This window comes from Nocardia altamirensis NBRC 108246, from assembly GCF_001612685.1.
Classification (GTDB): Bacteria; Actinomycetota; Actinomycetes; order Mycobacteriales; family Mycobacteriaceae; genus Nocardia; species Nocardia altamirensis.
The window spans coordinates 20,031-38,332 of record NZ_BDAY01000040.1 but is presented as its reverse complement, the minus strand read 5'-3'; the positions used below and the strand labels follow the sequence as shown (position 1 = coordinate 38,332).

Annotated in this window: 17 protein-coding genes and 1 pseudogene; 11 read left to right on the top strand and 7 right to left on the bottom strand. The window is 65.0% G+C overall.

Annotation, left to right across the window (positions count from 1 at the left end; translation table 11 throughout):
• Positions 1 to 9: 9 nt before the first annotated feature.
• The 3 genes from NA11_RS21495 to NA11_RS46340 all read left to right on the top strand — a co-directional run bounded on the left by NA11_RS21495 (position 10) and on the right by NA11_RS46340 (position 4,557).
• Positions 10 to 1,344 carry a DUF6519 domain-containing protein gene (locus tag NA11_RS21495; protein ID WP_069163755.1) on the top strand — a complete coding sequence of 445 codons (1,335 nt, stop codon included), beginning with the start codon at positions 10 to 12 and terminating at the stop codon, positions 1,342 to 1,344.
• Between the two features lie 16 nt (positions 1,345 to 1,360).
• Positions 1,361 to 2,731 carry an eCIS core domain-containing protein gene (locus NA11_RS21490; protein WP_069163754.1) on the top strand — a complete coding sequence of 457 codons (1,371 nt, stop codon included), beginning with the start codon at positions 1,361 to 1,363 and terminating at the stop codon, positions 2,729 to 2,731.
• A gap of 68 nt (positions 2,732 to 2,799) precedes the next feature.
• Complete coding sequence (locus tag NA11_RS46340; protein ID WP_069163753.1) at positions 2,800 to 4,557, top strand: eCIS core domain-containing protein; 1,758 nt, start codon at positions 2,800 to 2,802, stop codon at positions 4,555 to 4,557.
• A gap of 15 nt (positions 4,558 to 4,572) precedes the next feature.
• Here NA11_RS46340 and NA11_RS21480 read toward each other — a convergent pair whose 3' ends face one another.
• From NA11_RS21480 to NA11_RS21465, 4 genes are all read right to left on the bottom strand, one after another.
• The gene (locus NA11_RS21480) at positions 4,573 to 4,962 is read right to left on the bottom strand and encodes a hypothetical protein (protein ID WP_069163752.1); all 390 of its coding nucleotides are present in this window, start codon (positions 4,960 to 4,962) and stop codon (positions 4,573 to 4,575) included.
• A 156-nt stretch (positions 4,963 to 5,118) separates the two neighbouring features.
• Positions 5,119 to 5,691 carry a dihydrofolate reductase family protein gene (locus tag NA11_RS21475; protein ID WP_069163751.1) on the bottom strand — a complete coding sequence of 191 codons (573 nt, stop codon included), beginning with the start codon at positions 5,689 to 5,691 and terminating at the stop codon, positions 5,119 to 5,121.
• A 401-nt stretch (positions 5,692 to 6,092) separates the two neighbouring features.
• Complete coding sequence (locus tag NA11_RS21470) at positions 6,093 to 7,307, bottom strand: DmpA family aminopeptidase (RefSeq protein ID WP_245746034.1); 1,215 nt, start codon at positions 7,305 to 7,307, stop codon at positions 6,093 to 6,095.
• A gap of 4 nt (positions 7,308 to 7,311) precedes the next feature.
• Positions 7,312 to 7,929 (bottom strand): TetR/AcrR family transcriptional regulator, encoded by a 618-nt coding sequence (locus NA11_RS21465; protein ID WP_069163750.1) that lies wholly within the window; start codon positions 7,927 to 7,929, stop codon positions 7,312 to 7,314.
• A gap of 116 nt (positions 7,930 to 8,045) precedes the next feature.
• On the opposite strand from NA11_RS21465, the gene NA11_RS21460 reads away from it, so the two are divergent.
• A complete protein-coding gene (locus tag NA11_RS21460; protein ID WP_069163749.1) occupies positions 8,046 to 9,455 on the top strand; it encodes an APC family permease in 1,410 nt (469 codons plus the stop codon).
• A gap of 15 nt (positions 9,456 to 9,470) precedes the next feature.
• Here the strand turns inward: NA11_RS21460 and NA11_RS21455 are convergent, their stop codons facing one another.
• Positions 9,471 to 9,989 carry a hypothetical protein gene (locus NA11_RS21455; RefSeq protein ID WP_245746033.1) on the bottom strand — a complete coding sequence of 173 codons (519 nt, stop codon included), beginning with the start codon at positions 9,987 to 9,989 and terminating at the stop codon, positions 9,471 to 9,473.
• A gap of 216 nt (positions 9,990 to 10,205) precedes the next feature.
• Here NA11_RS21455 and NA11_RS21450 point away from each other — a divergent pair, with 216 nt between their 5' ends.
• The 7 genes and pseudogenes from NA11_RS21450 (at position 10,206) to NA11_RS21425 (ending at position 16,446) form a co-directional block, all read left to right on the top strand.
• Positions 10,206 to 10,535 carry a hypothetical protein gene (locus NA11_RS21450; protein ID WP_069163748.1) on the top strand — a complete coding sequence of 110 codons (330 nt, stop codon included), beginning with the start codon at positions 10,206 to 10,208 and terminating at the stop codon, positions 10,533 to 10,535.
• Positions 10,516 to 11,034: a DUF6879 family protein gene (locus NA11_RS21445; RefSeq protein WP_069163747.1), complete on the top strand. Its 519-nt coding sequence runs from the start codon at positions 10,516 to 10,518 to the stop codon at positions 11,032 to 11,034. The genes NA11_RS21450 and NA11_RS21445 overlap by 20 nt, the downstream gene beginning before the upstream one ends.
• 3 nt (positions 11,035 to 11,037) lie before the next feature.
• A complete protein-coding gene (locus NA11_RS21440; RefSeq protein WP_069163746.1) occupies positions 11,038 to 11,874 on the top strand; it encodes a helix-turn-helix domain-containing protein in 837 nt (278 codons plus the stop codon).
• Between the two features lie 71 nt (positions 11,875 to 11,945).
• Positions 11,946 to 12,401: an RDD family protein gene (locus NA11_RS21435; RefSeq protein WP_167837694.1), complete on the top strand. Its 456-nt coding sequence runs from the start codon at positions 11,946 to 11,948 to the stop codon at positions 12,399 to 12,401.
• Between the two features lie 192 nt (positions 12,402 to 12,593).
• A pseudogene (locus NA11_RS21430) lies at positions 12,594 to 14,897 on the top strand (MMPL family transporter); the annotation flags it as partial.
• A 159-nt stretch (positions 14,898 to 15,056) separates the two neighbouring features.
• Positions 15,057 to 15,860: an MSCRAMM family protein gene (locus NA11_RS47355; protein WP_439957087.1), complete on the top strand. Its 804-nt coding sequence runs from the start codon at positions 15,057 to 15,059 to the stop codon at positions 15,858 to 15,860.
• Positions 15,861 to 15,972: 112 nt separating this feature from the next.
• The gene (locus NA11_RS21425; RefSeq protein WP_069163743.1) at positions 15,973 to 16,446 is read left to right on the top strand and encodes a DUF2231 domain-containing protein; all 474 of its coding nucleotides are present in this window, start codon (positions 15,973 to 15,975) and stop codon (positions 16,444 to 16,446) included.
• 46 nt (positions 16,447 to 16,492) lie between these two features.
• On the opposite strand, the gene NA11_RS21420 is transcribed toward NA11_RS21425, so the two are convergent.
• The gene (locus NA11_RS21420) at positions 16,493 to 17,119 is read right to left on the bottom strand and encodes a TetR/AcrR family transcriptional regulator (RefSeq protein ID WP_069163801.1); all 627 of its coding nucleotides are present in this window, start codon (positions 17,117 to 17,119) and stop codon (positions 16,493 to 16,495) included.
• A gap of 213 nt (positions 17,120 to 17,332) precedes the next feature.
• Complete coding sequence (locus NA11_RS21415; protein ID WP_069163742.1) at positions 17,333 to 18,268, bottom strand: SMP-30/gluconolactonase/LRE family protein; 936 nt, start codon at positions 18,266 to 18,268, stop codon at positions 17,333 to 17,335.
• Between the last annotated feature and the right edge of the window lie 34 nt (positions 18,269 to 18,302).

Below are 18,302 nucleotides of genomic sequence, written 5' to 3'. Positions count from 1 at the left end.
GAGATTCCGATGCGTGGAGACTTTTCCCGGCTGACGCCGGACCCGGCCGACTACAGTCTCGTCCTGCTGCAACAGGGGCGGGTGCTGGTGGAATCGGACTGGAATACCGCCATGGCCACCCTCATCGGCGCCCAGCGCACGCTGGCCGCCGACCTCATCGGTCCGCACGGTGGTCCCGAGAACAACCTCGGGTTCGGTGCCGAGCCGATCAGCAACGGGCGCAGTGATCTCGAATTGCGGGCCGGCGTCTACTACGTCGACGGCATCCGCGCTGAGCTGCCGCTCGAACTCGACGAGCTGCACTGGTCCGAGCAGCCGTACCCCGTCGCGGAGGAAACACCGGAGCTGCCGAAGCCGCCCTACGTGGTGTACCTGGATGTGTGGGAGCGCCACGTCAGCACGCTCGAAGACGACCGCATCCGCGAGGTCGCGCTCGGCGGGCCGGACACGGCCTCGCGCCGTCAGGTCATCTGGCAGGTCCGCGCCGCCGAATACGCAGGCGAGGAACCCTCGTGCGGAGACTTTCCGCTCGACGAGTGGCGCGCCGGACTGCGCGGCAACCCGCCGTTGCTGCGGGCGCGCACCGGACCTCCGCCGAAGGACGAAGACCCATGCCTTGCCGCGCCCGACGCCCGCTACCGTGGCGTCGAAAATCAGCTCTACCGTGTCGAAGTCGCCTCGGTGAAGGACGAAGCCGTCAAGGGTTCGGTGACCTCGTTCGTATGGTCACGGGAAAACGGATCGGTCGCCGCCGCCTGGACCGGAACCATCGGCAACCGGCTGCACGTCGCGGGGATCAAGGACGTCAAACGCGGCTTCGCGGCCGGTGACTGGGTCGAATTGACCTGGGACACCCTCGAATACGCGGGAGTCGCGGGCACAAGGGTCAAGCTCACCGGCGTCGACGGCAACCTGCTCATCTTCGACCCAACCAGCAAGACCGGCGAGATCGAGACGGACCCGGCCAGCCGCCCGCACGCCAAGGTGCGCCGCTGGGACCAGCGCGAGCGCAAGGCCGCACCCCTGGTCCGCGGTGCGGTGGAGCTTGTCGAAGGCATCGGCGACAACGGCTGGATCCCGCTGGAGAACGGCATCGAAATCCAGTTCCTCGCAGCCGATCCCGGCGGAACCCACACCTACCGGGTCGGCGACTACTGGACCATCCCCGCCCGCGTGGCCACCGGCGACATCATCTGGCCGCGCGACGCCGACGGTGTCACGGCGTCTTTCGTGCCGCCGCACGGCGTCGAACACCACTACGCGCCGTTGACCTGGGTCGGCGAGGGCACCTCTCGAAACCTGCGGCAACAGTTCGAACAAGCCGCCCGCTGCCACGTCACCTAACCCGACGGGTCCCGCCATGATGAAGCCCGCGCACCAGCACCAGACGGAGACTCGCACCCTCCGGCACTCCGCGGCACGAAGCGAATCCGAGTTCGAGCCCGAACGGGGCTCGAACGCAACGGATTTCGGGATCGACGTCACCGCCGTTCCCGTCAACGGCACACCACTGGACGCCACCACGCGCACCAGGATGGAAGCCCGCTTCGGTCACGACTTCGGTGCCGTGCGCACTCACGTCGGCCCTGCTGCCGACACCTCCGCACGCACCATGCGCGCCCGCGCCTACGCCGTCGGCACTGATCTGGTATTCCGCGACGACGCCTATCGTCCCGGCACTCCCGTGGGTGACCATCTCCTCGCCCACGAACTCGCCCACGTCGTCCAGCAAAGCCGTGCCCGGCCCACGACCGAAACGCCGGTCTCGGCAATGGAACACGACGCCCACCACGCTGCCGAACAGTGGGCAGGAACGGACACCATCCGCGTCACTGGGCAAAGCCCTGTGCGAATCGCCTGCTTGGACGAAGATGAGCCGACCAAGTCGGCCGCATCCCCCGCACCGGCGCAAGCTCCGGAGCCCGGTGCCGGAGTGACGCTCGGTGCGGCGGACAATAAACGTTTCACCAATGACCGTGCGGCTGTTGATTTCTACGTGAAGTACTCCGAGCTGGCCCTCGCGAACCAGGCCAAGACCGGGGTGCCCGCTCTCGTCACACTCGGCCAAATGGTCCTGGAGAGTGGCTGGAAGCCCGGACCGCAGCAGAGCTTTTTCGGTGTCAAGGCCGACCCGGACGCGGCTCCCGAGACGATTCGGTGGCAGTGGACGACGGAGTTCGTCGTAGATCGCGAAAAGGTGCGCCAAAGATACCGCAAGTACAAGGAATTCGCGGAAAAGGAGCCGGCGCCGGGTGCTGATCGCTACCAGGTGAAACTGCCGTTCCGGCGCTATGACAGCGTTGCCGACGCGATCGCGGGCCACAGTAGGACACTGCTGGGGAAGAACTACTCGAAGGCATGGGCAAACACCGCGGACCCGGAGGCATTCGCCAAGGCGGTGACCGGCGGCGGCTACGGCGGCGGCACGGAGAAGGCGAACCAGGCCGGCTACGGCGTGTTACTCATCGACATCATGCGGACGCTGAACAAGGCTGCTGCCTACGCCCGGCAGCACAAGCTGCTCGATCCGGTCCGCCAGATCATCCATATTCTCGAGGAGAACCGATCGAGTGCGGGCTACCAAGAAGCACGCTCGCTGCTCCCCAGCATAATTCCCAACTTCTTTGTCCTTTCCGAAGCGTCCCAGCGCGCTGAGCTGGACAAGATTCGAGAGCAGCTCGTAAGAGCAGGCCAACCCCCGGAGGTAGCGGCCGAGGTGTGTCGGCCATGATCCGGCACGGCCTCTCGATTCGACACGAACTGGCGCTTGTCGTCAGCTGAAACCCGATAGGCCCGGTCATGAGCATATTCGCCAATCAGCAGAGCGCGGATACCCAGGCGTTGCGGCAACTGCATGCGCCGCGCGAATCCGTCCGTGGGGACGAACAGGAGTCGAGCACAACAGGTTTCGGCATAGACCTCACCGCAGTTCCTGCCACGCCGCAGGGCGCTCAGCCTGCAGGAGGCCCCGAATTCCGGGTCGGCGACGTCGGCGATCGCATGGAACACGAGGCCGACTACGTGGCAGGTCAGGTGGGCGGGACGCCTGCTGATGCCAGGGCGAGGTTCGACATCACGCGCGACGATCACGGACGTGGTTCGGGCGCAGGGAATCTCGAAGGGGAGGCGCGGGCGCAGGTGCACGAGGCGCTGGCCGAACCTGGCCTGCCGCTCGACGGCACGACCCGCGGCGCCTTCGAATCCAGGCTCGGTCGCGACCTTTCCGGTGTGCGCGTGCACAGTGGTGCCGCGGCGGCACGGTCGGCGCAGGCGCTGGACGCGAACGCGTATACGGTCGGTGACGCGATTGTCTTCGGACACGGCCGATTCGAACCACACTCGGCGCCGGGTCGGCAGTTGCTCGCGCACGAGCTCACCCATGTCGCGCAGCAGGCGTGTCAACCGAAAGCCGTTCCGTCGATGGTGATCCGGCGGAATCCAGCGGGACCGGCTGGGCCGCCGTCGGTGCCGATTCTGGGCGGAGGGAGCCCGGGTGCAACGGAATCGCTCTACCACTACGGAGATCTGGAGGGCGCGACCTCGTTGAAGTCACCGAGAGGCTATCCGCGTCTGACGGATTGCGATATCGCGACCACGGTCGAGGAAGTGGTGGAGCACACTGGAACCCCGGTGCGGCCCTCGCTGAAGTACAAATACGAGCTGAAGATCAATCGCGCCTTCTTCCAGCAGAATTTCCAGAACGTTGCGACTCGTCCGACCGGCTACTCCGAATACGGCACGAATTTGTCCATACCCAGGGAGTACTTCCGGAAAGTGCTGGACTTGACGCGCGGTCCGTCCGGCACGGTGCCGCCCGTCGCGGGCGGCGGCGGTGCGGCGGGCGGCGGTGCGACCGGTGGTAGTGCCGCTGGCACCGCGCCTGCTCCTGCACCTACGCCTGCTCCGAAACCACCGACCGGCACCACGCCTACGCCTGCTCCGAAGCCGACGGGTGCTGCGCCGACGCCGAAGCCGCCGACCGGCGCAGTGCAGCCGGCGGTACCGCCGGGCGCGGTCACGGAGGGCGCTGCGGAAGGCGCTGGGGGAGGCGCATTGTCGAAGGTCCCCGGCGGCGTGGTGCGTGGCGCCGAAGGCGGTGCCGAGGGCGCCGCGGCCGGTGCCGCGGCGCGCGGCGTCCTGCGCGGTGGGTTGCGATTCCTCGGAGGTGCGGCCATCGGCGTCGCGATCGGTTTGCTCGCCTCGTACATCCACGCGGTCGCGACGCGGAAGCTGATCGAAGGTGACATCCAGTACACGCTGAAGAACATCCCCGACGACCGGCAGCAGAAGATTCAAGCGCGCATCGACGCACTCCCGGCGGGTAAGAAGAAGTTCGCCAGGATCACCCTGGACTACGGCATGTTCCGGTCGACCCTCGGCGTCCTCGGCGGCCCGGATGCCTACGACTTGGCCAGCGTCCGCCTGATCGGCGTGCACGCAGGAAATGAGGAACTCGACTTCCCGCCGTCCGTCTCGGAGACGCCAGGGGAGGCGTACCCGGTGCTGGCCACCCGAAGGTTCACGATCCGCATCAGCTACACCGTCCCCATCGATTGACCGCCCGCCCGTCTCCTACCTGTCACAAGGCGCCGTCGTCACTTCCACAGTTGTTGTGCCGGTTGATTTTCCGCCGTCGATGCGGCTCATCCAGGCTATCGCCGTGATTTCGTGGGTGCCTGCGGTGGTTGGAGTCCAGGTGGCGGAGCGGTCTCCGCCGGGGCCCTTGGCGGGGCCGATGCCGATGTGGGTTCCGTTGTCGTAGAAGTAGGTCGACCATCCGGTCGTGGGGGCCGGGTCGGAATGTGACGTCAGGGTCACGAGGCAGCCGACTGCGACGGTTCCGGCGGTCACTTTGACGGTCGTGATCGAGGTGGCCGATGCGTTGGGCGCCAACAACACCCCGGCGGTGATCATTGCCATCGCTCCGGCTGCCGCCGTGATGGTGCGTGTTCTCGTCAACATTGCTCATCCACTCCTCGCTGCGTACTGAATTACGAACTAGAGCTTGTGAATTCAGGATGCGCGCCACTGCGGCGGCGGCGCGACATCCTGGTCCACTCATCGGCACAGCAGCCGAAATTCTCTTCGCGCGAGTCCCGCAGCGTTACCTGTCGACCATCAGCTCGGTCGTGCGATCTCGTAGCGGAGCAGCGCAACGCCGTTGTCGAACCCGGTGGCCTCGACCAACTTCAGGTCTCGCGGATCCTCGAAAACCGGCCGCCCCTTGCCGCGCGCCACCGGGCATACCAGCATCCGAACCTCATCGACGACACCGGCATCCAACAGCGCCCGCATGAGAGTCAAGCTGCCCCACAACCAAATGTCCTTACCGTCTTGCTCTTTGAGCTCCCGGATGGTGGCGGCTGGATCGCGCGTCACGGTCGCCGCGGAAAAGTCACCCCACGGCGCATCATCCAGCGTCGACGACGCAACGAACTTGCTGAGGCTGTTCAGCTTCTTCCCGTACTCACCCTGTTCCTCGGCATACGGCCAGTAGTCCTTGGTCTGAGCGTAGGTATTCGCCCCGAGAATCATCGTGTCGACCGAGTCGATGAGCCCCATCATGTTCGCCTTGAACGCACTGGTGTCGTTCTCTGAAAACGGCTCCCCCGACACAAAACTCAGCCCGCCATCCTCCTCCGCGGCAATGTTGTCGACGGTAACCCACTGCTGGACTACAAGCTTGCGCATGATGCTCCCTCTCCTTCGCCAGGCGACCCGTGTAGCCGCTCTGCCCCTGAGACGGACCCACCCCACCCTTCTCGACACCCCACTCTTGTGACCTACCTCACCCCGCTTCGCGCGCTGGAGTTGGTCGGTTGATCACTGGGAAATGGTGGCGGCATCGCCCGAGAAGCCTCCGCCCTGAGTTCCCACTCTGTGCGAAACCACCGTTCTGATCCCACATACCGGGAGCGCAGAGCGGTTTCGTGCCGAGGGGGCAATGGTGGCGGGAGCTTCTCGGGCGATGCCGCCACCAGTGCCACCTGATCAGCCGACCAACTTGCGCTGACCAACCTGCCGCGGCGAGACCACGCCAGGCGCGGCGAGAGAGGCCGCGTGGTGGAGACGCCTACCCCGCTCCATGCCAGTTAGCGAGGTTCGGTCGCCAGCAAGGTTTTCAGTTGGTCGTGTGGGAGGGCGGGCGAGTGGTGGCCGTCGCGGCCGGTCATCGAAGTGTTCACGATGAGGGCGTTGAGGACGGACTCTTCGACTGCCTCGACGACCGCGGTGTATATCGGGTCCATTCGGTTCCACGGTAGGCGGGTGGTGGTGACGAGGTCGGCGGGGGTGGGGTCGCCGATCGGGAAGCCGGTGTCGGAGGGGCGGTCTGCGGCGGTGGAGAAGGCGAGGAACAAGTCGCCGGAGAAGAGGCTGCCGGTGGTGCCGGTGCGGGCCAGGCCGAAGGGGACGCGGCGGGCCATGGCCTTGCACTGCAGCGGATCCAGTGGGGCGTCGGTCGCGACTACGACGATGACCGAACCAGAACCGCCGGGCGCGGCGGGCATTCGGTCGGGCGGGGTGCCCCAATCGGTCGATTCCATCGGGTTGTTGAGGTCGAGTCGATCGCCGATGCGGTGGCCGCGGATCGTCAGTTCGTGTCGGGAGCCGAAGTTCGCCTGGAGAAACACGCCGACGGTGTAGGTGTGCGGTCCGAACTCGACCAGTCGGGAGGAGGTTCCGCTGCCGCCTTTGCATGCGTAGCAGTTCATTCCGGTGCCGCCACCGACCGAGCCCTCGTCCAGCGGACCGCTGCGGGCCGAATCCAATGCGGCAACAACGATTTCCGGTGTGACATGGCCGCCGTTGATGTCGTTGAGGTAACCGTCCCAGGTTTCGGCGCAGACCGGGAGCAGCCATTCCCGAGCCAGCGCGGGATGGGTCTTGTTGATCCACTCGATCGCGCCGGTGTGGCAGGCGCCGATGGCGTGCGTGTTGGAGATCGTGACGGGCATCGACAGCTGGCCGACCTCGTCGATCCATGCGGTGCCGGTCATTTCGCCGTTTCCGTTGAGCGAGTAGCGACCAGCTGTGCACGGGCGGCCGACGCCGGAACGGCCGCGCGGCAGGATCGCCGTCACGCCGGTGCGTACCGGGCCTTCGCCTACTCGCAAGGGCCCGTCGCCTTCGATCAGTGTCCGATACCCGACCTCGATTCCGGCCACATCGGTGATGGCGTTCCACGCACCCGGTGTCCCGCTCGGCGCGATGCCGAGGGCCCGCGCTCGCGGACGTCCATCCGGGGAAAGGTCACCCGCCACCCGGCCGCCACCCCTCATCGAATCGCTGCGCGCTGCTCCACTCATCTGTTCATCCTTCGGGCGTCGTGATGTCGAGGCAGTGGGTGGCGGTCCGGGCGTAGGTGCAGATCATTTCTGCGGCACGGGTTTTCGTTATCGATCGATTGCCGCTGATGATGTGCAAGCCGTAGGCGTCTTCCAGCGCAACCAGGTTCGCGGCGACGTCGAGGATCGGCGCATCGATCGTGAAGTGTTCCTGCGCGATTCCCACTTCCAGCGCGCCCATGTACACCGCGACCTGTTTCTCGAACAGGGCGGTGATCAGGTCGCCGTGCTCGGCGGCGACGCTGCGATAGGCGGCAAGCCGATACAGCGCGACGACGAGGGCGTCGGTATCCGAGGCAGGCAACCCGGCCCAGATCAACGCACCGATCTTCGCGCGGGCATCGGTGATCGTGGCGACCATGGCGAGTCGATCGCCGAAGAACCGGTCGCTGGCTTCGCGGTGGACCTCGCGCAGCAGGTTGTCGAGATCGTCGAAGTAGTAGTGCACGGTCGCGGGCGATACCCCGGCGACTTCGGCGACCTCACGGATCTTGAGCTTGCCGACACCACGGTCGGACACCGCCGTCAGCGCCGCATCGAGAATCTCCCGGCGAGCTCGCTCCTGATCCTTCCTGCGTGCCATCCGGCGCCTCCCGTTGCCTCATGTTGATGACGAATTAATTATTCGTAACGTCAAAATCGATCCTTGACAGCGGCTTTAGTCCATTCTTTGACTGTACATCAAAGAAAGGACCGGCCATGGCTACCCAGACCACCGGCCAGACTGCCGACGACGACAACCAACAGCCCCGATACCGTCAGCAGCTCTCGCGCGCGCTGGGCATGGGCGAGAACATTCTGATCACACTGTCGGCGGTGACGCCTGCGTCGAGCGTGTTCATCATCATTCCGGCGATCCTGCTGGCAGCGGGTGGCGCGTCAGTGCTGACACTGGCCATCGCGGCAGTGGCGTCGGTGTTCATCGGACTGTGTTACGCCGAACTCTCGGCGACCTTTCCGATTACCGGCGGTGAATACACCTGGGCTGCAAGGCTACTCGGTAGACCCGTCGGATTCGCCTTGTTCGCACTGACTTTGGTGAACGGCGTGCTGATCATCTCGGTGATCGCCCTCGGCACCGGCGACTACCTCGGCGTCGCGATACCGCAGCTCGGCGGAAAATGGGTCGGCGTCGGCGTCATCGTGGTGACGACCGGCATCGCGCTGCTCAACATCAAGGCCAACGCCTGGGTCACCGGGGTTTTCCTGTGTATCGAGATCGCGGCGATCGCGGTGCTTGCGTTCCTCGGCTTCAGCACGATCGAACGCGGACCCTCGGAATGGTTGCACGCGACCACGATCGGCGACGGTGGCCTGACCTCGGTAGGAGCGGGAGCGTTGGCCGCCCTCATCCCGGTGGCGCTGTTCGGCTACAACGGTTACGGCGCTGCGGTCTACTACGCGGAGGAGACGAAGAACGCGACGCACACAATCGGCCGCGTGATCATGGTCTGCCTGGCCGCAACCGTCACCATCGAAATCGTGCCACTGGCCGCAGTGGTCCTCGGCGCGCCCTCCATGACCGACTTGTTGAGCAGTTCGGCGCCGATGAACTACTTCCTGACCGCGCGCGGCGGCGCCACGGTGAACACGTTGGTGAGCGTCGGCATCGCGATCGCGATCGTCAACGCGGTGATCGCCATCATCCTGCAGATCTCCCGGCTGCTGTTCGCCTCGGCCCGCGACCGCAGCTGGCCGGACCCGATCGATCGCGCACTCGCCAGCGTGCACCCGCGCTGGCACACACCGGCGGTCGCCACCATCGTCGTCGGCGCACTGGCCACCATCGCGGCAGCCGCGCTCCCACTGTCCTGGCTGATCACCGCAACCGGCGCGGGCCTCGTCCTGGTGTACCTGTTCGTCGCGCTTGCCGCGTTCCGAGTCCGCAGCCGTCCAAGTTCCGGCGGCTACCGAATGCCACTCTGGCCGCTGCCACCCATCATCGTCGTCGCCGCCATGGCCTACGCGGCATACAGCGTCATCGACGCCTCCTGGCAACAAATGGTCGTAGCAGTCGCCGCCATGCTCCTCGGCTGCGCCTACTACCTCCTCTACCTCCGCCCCCGCCCAGACCGCTGGAAACTCCCCGACCCCATCCAGGAATCATGAACTCCGCCAATCGAATCACCGCGGTGCTGGAGGCGAGCTCCGCAACGGCGGCATAGCACGCCGTGAATAGGTCTCCTCGGGGTTCACTGTGATCACGTCGAGCCGCTGCACGAGGGTCCCTGGTATTTCGTTGCCCTCAAAGTGCTCCGAGCTTGGGACGATGACCGCTTCTGCCTGGAGGCGGGTGGCTTGGGCTTTGAGCCGAGCAAGCGGCGGTCGGCTGAACTTCGGGTCGTAGATCACCATGTCGGCAAAGTCGTACCCGAGACGATCCGCAAGTCGTCGTATCTGGGCCTGATCCCAGAGTTGAGCTACACCGGACACGTCGGTCCGTAGATACCCGATACATGTTGGCTTCCAGCTCATTACAGCCCCTGAATCGCTTCCGTCTTCGATCTCTTCGTATCCGCGGAGCTCCAGGTAGAAGCCAGAGCAGTCAGCGTTCGCGTCTCCGGTGCTCCGGAGTTCCAACACGCCTCCGGGGAACGGGAAAAGTCGTGAGCATTCCGCCTCGTCCTCCAGCTCTCCAGCCATGGCCGTGCCCCTGTCGTCGGTTCGATAAGGCAGTCCGGGACCGAGACGACTGCACTGCCCCGAACGCCAACCCGACTCTATGAAGTCTCTGGCTCCTCCAGCCATACCTATGCCGAACTATGCTGAAATCAACTAATCTCAGCTCAGACAACACATCTGAGAGACACAATGGAGACGCTGAAGCATAGATTCGCTTAGTCCAGGCAGGAGTTCTCCATGTTGTTGACATTCCTTGGCAAGGGTGGTTCGGGTGACGGCGAGTGCCCTGCCCTGTACGCGACCGACGCCGGTACCTACGTCGTAGTGGGCTGGAAGACGGAAACCCCCGGAACCGTTGAGATTCCGCATCTGTTGTTAGGGTTCGCCGAACCGGACACGTTCATCGGTGCCACCATGAGCGACACCGGCCGCGGAACGTTCCGGGTCTCTGGTCTGCCCGTCACCGACCGTGCGGCAGTTGATGAGATGAGCATGGAGCCACACGAGACCGCCGTCGAAGTATCGAAGGCGGAGAGGACCTTCTACGGTGTTTCTGCGGCAGCCTAGCCCGTGGCCTGAACTGTTCCGGAAGGCCGAACAGGAGGTGTTCCACCTCGAGGTGCGCGACACCTACTCGGTACCCAGCGAGTCCGAACCGCTGCGTCGATTCCTGAACGGTGAACCGCCGATGCCGCAGTACAGCAAGCGTCCGTGGACAGAACTGGTTCAGGAGACCGTTAGGCGAGGCGTGCGGGTTACCCGGGTCCGGGTAGTCACCGTGCCGCACAGTGATTATCAGCGCTGGTTGCTCTCGATCACATCCAGCAACGTAGATGCGGGCGAAGACATTCGTTACCTGCCCCGGCACCTTGCCGGGGACGTGCCTCACGATGACTGGTGGCTGTTCGACGACACGACAGTGGGTTTCAATCTGGTAGACGACGATGGCAAACCTGCGGGAGCGGCAATAACGACTGATCCTGGTATTGCGTCGTACTGTCGGAGCGTCAAGGTAAAGCTGTGGCAATCAGCGGTGCCGTTCAACGAATACGCCGGTGAAGTCTGACTGGTGACCAATTCGGTACAACAAGCGCGCGAAGCTCTCGGAGAACGCCTCCGAGAGCTTCGCCAGTCTGCCGGTTTGAGCGGCAGCGAGCTTGCCCGCAGGGCCGGTTGGCATCAGACGAGGGTGCCGAAGATCGAGTACGGAAAGACCAAGCCCTCGGTGATCGACATACAAGTCTGGTGCAGGATCACCGCGGCCGAGAGCGAGATTCCGGACCTCGTCGCTACTCTCCGCAATATTGAAGCCGCATACCGTGAGTGGCGACGCTCACTCAGCGGTGGGACCAAACAGAAGCAACACGAGATCCTGCGCTTGATGCAGCAGTCCGAGGTGATACGCATGTATCAGCCATCGCTGATACCTGGGTTACTTCAGACCGCCGAGTACGCTTCCGCGATTCTGCGTCGGTCCATCAAGTTCCACGGGATCCCCGACGATCTGGACGAAGGCGTAGCCAAGCGCCTCGAGCGACAACAGGTCCTGTACAAGGGCGACCGAAGGTTTCACCTCCTGATGGGTGAGCAAGCCCTATACAACGACGTCGGCGGCGACTCGGTGATGCGGGGCCAACTGGATAGGTTGCTGGCGGCAATGGGCTTGCCGCGTGTCAGCTTCGCGATCGTGCCCTTCGCTGCTCAACTGCCGATGCAGCTGACGAACTTCGTCATGTTCGACGAGCGTCGGGTAACTGTCGAAGGGATCACCGCAGAGCTGACGATCACTCAACCGCGTGAGATCAGGCTGTATCACCGGACGTTCGATGTCCTGGTTGGTCAGTCTGTGACCGGCGAGTCGGCTCGAGGGCTGATTCGGATGGCGCTGGATGCACGTTCCGGGTAGCCGGGATAACGCTGACTGCCCCTGATTGTCGGTGCTGGGAAGGTGTGGGGGTGGTGGGCACAATGTGGTGCGTGAGTGCACCGGGTATGGGCCATGCTGCTTCGGCTTCGGGGCTTGGGGGACAACCGCATCCGAGGCATGGGGTGGTGCCGGAGGTGGCGGGGGATAATCGGCTGTCGTTGGCGGCGCTTGTGGATGGGGTTGTGGCGCTGATCGGTGGTTTGGCGTTGTCGCAACGGGTGTTTCATGCGACCGGTGGGGTGGCGGAGTTTTTGCCTGCGTTCATCCTCTGTGTGCTGGCAGTGTCATTCGTCAACCATGTCTTCGGCACCCTGGTGTTGCGTGTCAGTCTGGGCAAGCTGCTGTTCGGGATGCGGGTGTTGCGCTGGAAGGACGGCGGGCGGCCGCGGTTCTGGCAGACGTTGGGGCGGTGGATGTTCGGGTTCGTCGTGATCGTTCTTCAGTTCGTGCTGGAGGGTGCGAGCGTGGGTCAGGCGTGTGGTCTGCGCACTGTGCGCCGCCGCTGACATTCGGGCCTACGGCGGCGCCGACCGGGCGTGCGGTATGCTCTCGAAACTTGAGGTTTCTCCTCCGTTTCCCACTATTCGTTGATCGACCGGTGGGAGCCGGGGGAGTGTTCGCACGCGTAGCGGGCCGCGAAGGTGCTGTATACGGGCCCTGGACTCAGCACAACCGGTTACCTCTAGGAGAACTCAGTCGTGTCCGTATTCCTCTATCGGTGGGGCAAATTCGCCTTCCGCCGCAAGTGGATCGTTCTGCCGCTGTGGGTCGTGTTCCTCGCGCTGCTCGGTGTCGCGGGCAGCGCGCTGAGTAAGCCGATGAGCGACGAGTTCAGCATGCCGTCGCTGCCGTCGGAGCGCGCCACCGACATCCTGGACAAGCAGTTCCCCGGTATGTCGGGCCGGTTCAGCATCGAAGCCGTGAGCGGTGCCTATGTCATCAAGGCGCCCGAGGGAACGAAGCTGACCGACAAGGCCAACAGTGCCGCCATCGACATGCTGATCGCCGACCTGACGGCGTTGTCCGTCGACGATGGCAAGCACCGGCTTGTCGCCGAAAAGGACGCTGCGGCACTGAAAAACCCGGTTGCCGTGACCGAGTCGATGGGCTGCCTGACCAAAGCCGACCGAGAAGTATGCTCCGGCGCGCCACTCAATGTGCTGAGCAAGGACGCCCCGTCCACCGTCGCCGTGCTCACGGTGCCGTTCGACATCTCCGGCCCGATGGAGGTCACCGACGAACAGCGGCATGCCGCCTACGACGTGGCCAATCGCGCCCGCGCACAGGGATTGACCGTCGAACTCGGCGGACCCATCGCGCAGCAGCAGGAGCAGCCGAGCGGCCGGGCCGAGATGATCGGCATGGGTGTGGCATTGGTCGTCATGGTGATCGCCTTCGGCGCCATCATGGCCGCCTTCGTGCCGATCATCACCGCCATCGTCGGCCTGAGCGCCGCCATGCTGGTGATTTCGCTGAGCACCTCGATCATCGAGGTGCCGAGCTTCACGACGTTCCTGGCGTCGATGATCGGTATCGCGCTGTCCATCGACTATGCGCTGTTCATCGTCTCCCGCTACAAACACGAACTCCAAGTCGCCAGGAATCCCGAAGAGGCAGCGGGCATTTCGGTCGGCACCGCCGGATCCGCGGTGGTGTTCGCCGGTCTCACGGTCATCGTCGCCCTGGCCGCGCTGAGCATCGTCGGCGTGAACTTCCTGACCTTCATGGGCCTCGGCGGCGCCGTGGCGGCCTTGTTCGCCGTCCTCACCGCCATCACCCTGATGCCTGCCGTGCTCGGCGCTTTCGGCCGCTTCCTCTTCAAACCGAAGCTGCCGTTGGTCGCCAAGCATGATCCGGAAGACGACAGCTCCGTCACCAACGGCATGCGGGTGGCCCGCCTGATCAGCAAAAGGCCTTGGGTCGCACTGATATTCGCCGTTGCCGCGTTGGCGGCGCTGGCGGCTCCCGCTCTCAAACTCCAGTTGGGACTGCCGGGTGAGGACAGCTTCCCGACCAGCTCGACGATCCGGCAGGCCTACGACATCAGGACGGCGGGTTTCGGCGAGGGCAGCAACGGCATCCTGACCGTGGTCGCCGACCTGGAACAGGTGCCGCAAGGCGAGCGCGAGGCGGCGGTCACCGCGCTGCGGGACCGGCTCGCCGCGTTCCCGCAGATGGATTACATCACCAAGCCGCAGTTCAGCACGAACGGGCTCGGCGCAATGCTCAGCGGTGTGCCGAAGTCGGGGCCGAACAACCAGGACACCAAGGATCTGGTGCGCGACGCCCGCGACGCCGAAAGCGAACTGTCCCAACGGTATGGCATCGAGTACGGCATCACCGGCACCACCGCGATCTACGCCGATATGGACCGCGTGCTGCTCGGCAAGATCGTCCCTTACCTGGCGATCGTCGCCGGCGCGGCCTTCGTGCTGTTGATCCTGGTGTTCCGGTCCATCCTGGTCCCGTTCACCGCGGCCCTCGGCTTCCTGCTGTCCATGGCGGCGACCTTCGGCGCCACCGTCTTGATCTTCCAGGAAGGCGCCTTCGGCCTGATCGCCGATCCGCATCCGATCGTGAGCTTCTTGCCGATCATGTTGATCGGCTTGGTATTCGGGCTCGCGATGGACTACCAGGTGTTCCTGGTGACCCGAATGCGCGAGGAGTACGTGCATTCCAGGTCGCCGAGGTTCGCCATGATCACCGGGTACCAGCACGGTGCCCGGGTGGTCACCTCGGCGGCGATCATCATGGTCTCGGTGTTCGGCTCGTTCCTGCTGGAATCCGACGCCACCGCCAAGTCCATGGGCTTCGCATTGGCCTGCGGTGTCGCCATCGACGCCTTCGTGGTGCGCATGGTGCTCGTCCCGGCGCTGCTGGTGATCATGGGGCGGCGCGCATGGTGGATTCCGAAGTGGCTCAACCGTATTCTGCCGGACATCGATGTCGAAGGCACGAAGCTGCGGGGTCTGCGTGAGTCCGATCGCGCCGAGCTCGCGCAGGTCGTCGCTGCGCATGTCGCGCTGGCCGAGGCGGAGTCGATACGGTTCACGGAGCAGATCTGGGAGCCTGCCACCGTCCCCGCAGCAGAACCGGTGCTCACTCCGGCCGAGGTCTCCCACATAGACACCAACAACAATGGGGAGCAACGGTTGTCGGATATGCCGATCGAGCAGGGCATCGCCTCGACGAGTGGCATGGCGATCGGCGGCTGTATCCGCCGTGACGACGGGCACCTGGTGCCTGACGCGGCACTGACGCTGATAGATCCACGGGGACACCAAGTTTCACGTGCGAAAGGCGACGCCGACGGCACCTACACCATCGAGCCGCCCGCGCCGGGCAGCTACGTCCTGATCGTCTCGGCCAACGGGCATCAACCGGCCGCAGTGAATGTCACCGCCTCGGACGGCATCGCGCATGTCGACGTCACGCTGCAGGGTGCAGGCGAGTTGACGGGTGTCGTGCGCACGGCCGCACACGAGCCGGTCGCGGATGCCACCGTCACTGTGACGGACCTGAGTGGTGAGGTAGTCGGTGCTGCGGTCACGGCGGCAGACGGCACATACGCCTGCCGTGGCGTCATGGCGGGAACCTACACGTGCGTGACGGTCGCCGCGCGAATGCGGCCTGCCGCAACGACATTGAGCGTGCCTGCCAGCGGCCGGTTGCGTTTCGACATCGAGCTGGCCCCGATGGCGATGCTGTGGGGAACGGTGCGCGCCGAAGGCAGAGCGGTGCGCGACGCCAGGGTCACCGTGCTCGACTGGTCCGGTACAGCCGTCGGCGCCACCCACACCGACGACGACGGCCGCTACGTGGTCGCCGACCTGCCCGAGGGCGAGTACACCGTCGTCGCCCGCGGCTACCCGCTGGTGACCGGCCAGGTGACGATCACCGGAAGCCAAGTCGACCACGACATCTGGTTGAGCTTCGGCGCCGACGAACACGCAGATCTGTCATGAGCGAACTGGGCACACCGAGGTCGGCCAACAGGCGCACAGGAGACGCCGTGCGGCCGCACAATTAGTGCGACGAAGCCACAACCAGCAGGCCTTCGCGGAAGAAAGTTTGCCGATGTCGACCCTCAACGGCCTTCCGGTTCACATCCTTCTCGTCCACCTCATCGTCGTGTTGGTCCCGTTGACCGCGATCTCGGTGACGCTGTCGGCGCTGTGGCCGTCGGTCCGCCAACGGCTGGTGTGGCCGACGGTCTTCTTCGCCGTAGTCGTGGTGATCTTGACTCCGATCACGACCGAGGCAGGAGAATGGCTCGAGCAGTTCATCGGCGAAAATCCCCACCTGCAGAACCACATTCAGCTGGGGGAGACCTTCCTCTACTTCGCCGTCCCGCTCTTGATAGCAGCCGTTCTTGTGGCGATCATGCACGTGCGTCTGGCCCGCGGGCACACCGTCTCGCGGCTGATCATCGGCGCGGTGGCGGTGGTCGCGATCGCCGCGAGCGTCGCCGCATCGGTGCAGGTGTATCGCATCGGCGAGTCCGGCTCGCGGGCGGTATGGGGTGGCGTCGGCACGCAATCGGCCTCGTGACCGCCAGCGGTGCGCAGTAGTCGATCGCTGGTTCGCCGAGCGATATTCAGGAAGGCAGTCGATCCAAGGACTCGACGTACAGCTGGAGCATGGTGACGAACACGTCCATGGTCCGGCGATCCATATCCTCGGACGGGAAGGGCAGCCGGGTCAGCGCGTCCCCATCGGACTGAGCGATGAGGACCCAGAGCACTCCGCTGCGCAGTTCGCGCGGAATCTTCTGCATCGCGGGAACCTGCTCGGCCACCGCGAGTATCTCCCTGCCGTACTCCGTCATCACCGGTGCGAGGCGCTCGCGCAACTGCTCGTCGGTGCGTGCGGCGACGAGCAATTCGTTCCAGACCGCGTTGATCGGCGCGCGGGCGCTCTGCCGGAGCAGCGGCATGATGACCGCCGGATCGTCGATGTCGGGCAGGCGGGCGATGTTGTCCAGGAAGTGTTCCAGTTGCCGCCGGGAAACCTCGGCGGCCGCCGCGACGATCAGGTCGAGCCGGGTGGCGAAGCGGCCGAACAGCGCACCGTGCGTCACGCCTGCGCGATCGCAGATCGGCTTGACGGTCGCCTGCGCATACCCCTGCTCGGAGACGAGCTGTATCGTCGCCTCGATCAGTTTCGCGCTCGTCTCGGCCCGTCGTTCGGCCTGGGTACGGCGCGCTGTGGTCGTGTTCGACACGGTCGCGCTCCTCGTGTTGTTCGCGCCGGGGGTGGGGCGCTGGAACAATCATGCCGTATTGCCCAAAGATGACCGGCATGTTGTGTGCAGATGACCAAGGTCGGACGATGGCTATCGGCGGACACAAGAAGCCGCCGCACAGCAGAGGCTGTGCGGCGGCTTTGCGCGCGATCTAGCGAAAGAGTCTTCGGGCCAGCGATTCTGGCGTATCGACTAGGAGGTCGGGTTCAATTTGGTGACAGTGCCCAGGTAGCTCGTGGCATAGAGGGCGGCCGGATCCCAGCCTTGGCCGGAACCGAATTCGACGGCGGTGCTCAACGGCAGGTTGTCCGCGATGGTGCAGGAGGCGCCGGTGCCTGGGTCGAGCCGAACAATCCTGCCGCCGGTGCTCAGCGCGACGTACACCACGCCGTCCGACCCGACGGTCAGATCGTCACCACCGTTGAGCGGCCCGAATCCCGGCAGGGTGAACAGCGTCGGCGCGGCGCCGGGGCGGTCGATGTCGAACATCGCGATGGTGGTGGCCGGATCGAAGGTGGTCGAGACGAACAGTCGCCGTCGGGATTGATCGTAGGCGACACCGTTGGTCGAGGTCAGGGCCGCGAACGGGCCTGCATAGACATTGTTGCGCACCAACGACATCCGGGTGTCGGACCCCATGTCGCTGGTGACGACGAAGTCCCCGTTGGGCAGCAGCGCGATACCGTTCGGCGCGCGCAGGCCCGACACGGTCGTCGACACCGCGCCGGTATCCAGGTCGATGGCGTTGATGGTTCCGTTGGCCTGTCCCGCCAACACCGAGGGCATGCTGAGCCCCGCGACGAAGTAGGCGGTGTTCTCCGAAACCAATACCGCACCAGGACCGTCCACCGTGGCCAGGGTGCTGCGTGCCCCTGCGGCGTCGATACGCCGGATGGCCCCGCCGGTTCCGCTGGCCGATTGATCCGACAGCAGCAAGCCGCCGCGGCCGTCGAATGCCAAGCCTTCCAACATGTTATAGCCGGAGGCCACGACCGAGGTGCGCCACGGGCCGCAGCCTGCGACGGGGTTCGGGTCTGCGGTGGCGGTTGTCGCGCCTACCGCGGCGATGAGCGCGACGCTGGACAGCGCCGCGAATGCTGATCCGGCAACGTTGCCGCGAATTCTCATGTCTGCTGCCTCTCCTCGGGCGGGGCATGAGCCG

Bases quoted from the DNA above. Each gene is read 5' to 3' on its own strand.
- NA11_RS21495 (WP_069163755.1), top strand. From the start codon at position 10: ATGCGTGGAGACTTTTCCCGGCTGACGCCGGACCCGGCCGACTACAGT.
- NA11_RS21490 (WP_069163754.1), top strand. From the start codon at position 1,361: ATGATGAAGCCCGCGCACCAGCACCAGACGGAGACTCGCACCCTCCGG.
- NA11_RS46340 (WP_069163753.1), top strand. From the start codon at position 2,800: ATGAGCATATTCGCCAATCAGCAGAGCGCGGATACCCAGGCGTTGCGG.
- NA11_RS21480 (WP_069163752.1), bottom strand. From the start codon at position 4,962: ATGTTGACGAGAACACGCACCATCACGGCGGCAGCCGGAGCGATGGCA.
- NA11_RS21475 (WP_069163751.1), bottom strand. From the start codon at position 5,691: ATGCGCAAGCTTGTAGTCCAGCAGTGGGTTACCGTCGACAACATTGCC.
- NA11_RS21470 (WP_245746034.1), bottom strand. From the start codon at position 7,307: ATGAGTGGAGCAGCGCGCAGCGATTCGATGAGGGGTGGCGGCCGGGTG.
- NA11_RS21465 (WP_069163750.1), bottom strand. From the start codon at position 7,929: ATGGCACGCAGGAAGGATCAGGAGCGAGCTCGCCGGGAGATTCTCGAT.
- NA11_RS21460 (WP_069163749.1), top strand. From the start codon at position 8,046: ATGGCTACCCAGACCACCGGCCAGACTGCCGACGACGACAACCAACAG.
- NA11_RS21455 (WP_245746033.1), bottom strand. From the start codon at position 9,989: ATGGCTGGAGAGCTGGAGGACGAGGCGGAATGCTCACGACTTTTCCCG.
- NA11_RS21450 (WP_069163748.1), top strand. From the start codon at position 10,206: ATGTTGTTGACATTCCTTGGCAAGGGTGGTTCGGGTGACGGCGAGTGC.
- NA11_RS47355 (WP_439957087.1), top strand. From the start codon at position 15,057: ATGCCGATCGAGCAGGGCATCGCCTCGACGAGTGGCATGGCGATCGGC.
- NA11_RS21425 (WP_069163743.1), top strand. From the start codon at position 15,973: ATGTCGACCCTCAACGGCCTTCCGGTTCACATCCTTCTCGTCCACCTC.
- NA11_RS21415 (WP_069163742.1), bottom strand. From the start codon at position 18,268: ATGAGAATTCGCGGCAACGTTGCCGGATCAGCATTCGCGGCGCTGTCC.